General features: G+C 66.7%; 3 protein-coding genes and 2 pseudogenes. 1 reads left to right on the top strand and 4 read right to left on the bottom strand.

Annotated features, from left to right (window positions below; all coding sequences use genetic code 11):
• Nucleotides 1-107 precede the first annotated feature (107 nt).
• Nucleotides 108-470 carry an EVE domain-containing protein gene (locus tag Mhypo_RS17450; protein WP_051349823.1) on the top strand — a complete coding sequence of 121 codons (363 nt, stop codon included), beginning with the start codon at nucleotides 108-110 and terminating at the stop codon, nucleotides 468-470.
• Nucleotides 471-751: 281 nt separating this feature from the next.
• Here Mhypo_RS17450 and Mhypo_RS17445 read toward each other — a convergent pair whose 3' ends face one another.
• The 4 genes and pseudogenes from Mhypo_RS17445 to Mhypo_RS18810 form a co-directional block, all read right to left on the bottom strand.
• Nucleotides 752-1,210, bottom strand: a complete 459-nt coding sequence (locus Mhypo_RS17445; protein WP_027887992.1) for a hypothetical protein — start codon at nucleotides 1,208-1,210, stop codon at nucleotides 752-754.
• A 194-nt stretch (nucleotides 1,211-1,404) separates the two neighbouring features.
• A pseudogene (locus Mhypo_RS17440) lies at nucleotides 1,405-2,395 on the bottom strand (transposase).
• A gap of 231 nt (nucleotides 2,396-2,626) precedes the next feature.
• Nucleotides 2,627-3,043, bottom strand: coding sequence for a type II RES/Xre toxin-antitoxin system antitoxin (parS, locus tag Mhypo_RS17435; RefSeq protein ID WP_051349824.1), 417 nt, complete (start codon nucleotides 3,041-3,043; stop codon nucleotides 2,627-2,629).
• Nucleotides 3,044-3,170: 127 nt separating this feature from the next.
• Nucleotides 3,171-3,287 (bottom strand): annotated as a pseudogene (locus Mhypo_RS18810) (rhodanese-like domain-containing protein); the annotation flags it as partial.

Here is a 3,287-nt window from a genome sequence, read left to right as displayed (position 1 = left end):
GCTGAACTGCCTCAACTACCGCAAGGTCCAGGCTAAAAAAGCCGCCCTGGAAGCCTTCTCCTTCAACCCCCTCTCCGCTTTGAGGTTCCTGGGGTTGCATACAAAAGATGTATAGCGGTCAAGTCTGGCTTGACCCCCCCACGACGAGCGAGGCCGGCCCTGTTGCCGTGGTAGAGCCCACCCGGGAGGGGGCCACCGCCCTCAAGGTCGGCCACGCCGACCGCGACCGCGCCACCTGGATCTTCCAGGCCAACCCCGCCCTCTACGACATCCATCGCTCGCTCAAGCTCGAGGCCCGCGAGTGGTGGGGCTGTCTCCAGCACACCGGCCGGATCAGGGCCGGGGACCGCGTCCTCATCTGGATATCCGGCCCACGGGCGGGGATCTACGCGGTGGGCGAGCTCGAGACCGGGCCCAGCCTGCGGCCCGACTCGCCAGTCGGGCTCCGGCCAGGGGCGGCGTCCCGGTAGGGGATCGTTTACCTTCCTCCTCCTCCCGTCCTCAAAAAAAGGGGGGGTAACCCTAGAAGTAAATCTAGGCCCTGGCCTAGATTTCAACCTAGACCAACCCCCCACCTCTCCAGCAGGACCACCGGCCAAGGGGTCGGCCATCCACCAGGCGGCATTGGCACGATTCGCAGTCCAGGACGCGCGAAGGGCTGGTCAAGCCGTGGTGCGGTACTTGATTATTTGGGATAGATGCAAATCCAAAACAGGTAGGGCCCGGCCACCCCGCCGCCCCTGTGCGGCGCTCAGGCCTTCTCGGGGGCCGCCGCCCCGCCCTCGAGGCCCGCGCGGTGGGCGGTCCGGGTGTACTCCCCGGTGCGCAGGTTGAAGTCGAGCACCGGCGTCGGGCGCCTCGCCAGGATGTCGCGCACCGCCTGGTCGAGGTCGGGGCACAGCCGGATGCGCCCCAAGGCGTAGGCCTCGACCGCCATGCGGAACACCGGGGGGCGCTCCTGGACCAGGGTGCGCTCGACGAGGTGCTTGGCCACGCCCACCACCGGGAAGTGGGCGGGGTTGGCGACGGCCTCGCCCAGGTGCGAGCCGTGAACGGTGGCGATGACCTTGACCCCCTTGCCTGCGATGATCTCGACGGTCTTGGAGTCCTCGACCCAGCCCAGCTCGTCGACCACCACCACCTGGGCGGAGTGGTTGGCCACCGCCTCCAGCATCTTCTGCGGCTGCTCCTTGGGGTCGGGCACCGCCATGCGGCTGGCGCGGGCCAGGACCGGGTGGGGCCGCCAGCATCACCCCGCGCCCGGCCCGCACCGAGAGGAGCAGCGCGCGACCCTCCTGCTGTCTGCCTACAAACCTCATGGCCACCCCTTCTACTGCATTACAAGAAATGTTCGCAGAAAGTCGATCCCTTCAGGGTTCATAACTGCTGATTTATTTACTGGACTTACGCGGCCTCCACCTGCACCGGTAACAGAGGGCTCAAATCCAGGCTCAGCTTACCTGCGATGAGTCTCCGTCGGCATTGGTAGAAACTCGACTTCAGCCGCTCTCGCTGACACTCGATGAGCCCATAGGCCACCAGTCCCAAAGCCAGATGCCCCAAGACTTTGGCCCGGCGCCAGTGCCGGTGCCCCTTCCACCCTAGCTCCTGCTGCAATCCCCGGAAGATCTCCTCAATCCCCTGCCACAACCGGTACACCTCCACCGTCCTCTTTCCCTCCGAGTCCACACCGGAACTGGCATAAAACCCCCTCCCTCGACGCACCACCTGCACCGTAAAAGAAAGTCCCTTCAGATGGCCCACCTTCACCCAGTAGGCCCCTCCATGCCGCCGCAACTGGATACCCTCCAGCAATCGGTTAGCCCTGAGTCTCGTCACGAAACACCAGCCCTGAGCATGGAGCCACTCCAGCACTTCCTTTGCCGCGTACCAGGCGTCGAACAGCACCCCCTCCGGCTCAGACCCCTCCTCCCGGGCCCACTCCAAAAGGGACAAGGCCAGGTCTAGCTTGCTTTCCTCCCCATCGGCAAAGTAGGGCAGGAAGGCCAGGGGGATCCGACGCCAACCCCTGGCGTCGACCCAGGCCAGGACCACCAGGCTGAAGCCGTAGGGGTATAGGGGTAGGCCCCCTCCTTGGGGCTCCTCAGGCGTTTGAGGCCGAGCTGGCCTGAGCGGTAGCGGGGGATAAGGACATCGTCGATGAGGAGATGAGGAGGTAGCCCCCCTTCGGGCCCCCCAGGGTACGGCAGAGAGGGAGGCAGAGGCTAAAGAAGTAGGGCAGAGGGTAGTCCAGGGCGCGGTAGAGGGTGTCGTGGTTGCAGCCTTGGGCTTCAGCCATGGCCAGGGCAGAGGTGTTGATGGGGCTTTGGGCTAAGGCTTCTAGCGCGCGGAGGACCGAGGTTGGTATCCTATCTTCGGAACCTCTCCGTGACATGAAGGCCCATTTTATCTGGTGATCCCTAGGGTGCGTAAGTCCAGACATTTACCATCTTTGCTGCTTCGGGGAGGGACACGAACGGTTTGGCTATGAGTGGCAGTTTACGCAGGGTCGCGCTCCCGGGCTAGTTGCGCGATCGTCACGCGTTTGTGCGCCAAGCGCCACCGCTTTATGGCCAGGCCCGGGCGCCGGCGGAAGGTGCCGGCGGGGCGCTTCCCCCTCCGCCGCTCACTGCACCACGCCGTGCTCCAGCCCGCCCAGCAGGTTCACCACCGCCCGCGCCCCGGCCGGGGTGTCGGCGTACTCGAGCGGGACCCGCCCCCCCAGCGCCAGGTTGGGCTGCCTGAGCCACCCTACCGCGGCTTCAGGGTCCCCGAACGTCGACAGCGCCTGGGCCACCACCGCCGCCACCCGGTAGAGCCGCTCGCCCTCGAGGCGGTTCAGCCGCCCGGCCCTGCGGCGGCGGGCCAGGGTGGAAGGAGGGATCTGGGTGAGGATCCCCAGCTCACGGTCGCTGCAGCGCAGCAGGCGCTTGAGGGCGTCCCAGGCCGAAACGGGTAGCCCCTCCCGCAGGTAGCGCACACGGTCGTCGGCGCTGCCCGGGGGCAGGCCGAGTAGGGCAAGGGGCTCGGGTCCTGGGAACATGGCCGCCTCCAGGAACCACTATACAGCGACATCCCCCTCGTCCTGGAGGGCTTGCCCCTACCCACGGGCCTCGGCTTTCCGTACCGGACCCACACTTTCGACCGAGGTTTGGGGTCGGGGTGCCGGGGGGGAGCCGCAGGGCGCCCGGCAGCACCCCCTCCGCCCACTCCTCCGGCTCGCGCACGTCCACCACCCGGTAGCGCTCGAGGGTGCGGTAAGCCGTCTTGGGGTCGAGGTTTCGGGT

The sequence above is a fragment of the Meiothermus hypogaeus genome, assembly GCF_003574035.1.
Lineage (GTDB): Bacteria > Deinococcota > Deinococci > Deinococcales > Thermaceae > Meiothermus > Meiothermus hypogaeus.
The sequence above is the reverse complement of the archived record's forward strand: the minus strand, read 5'-3'. Positions and strand labels throughout refer to the sequence as shown.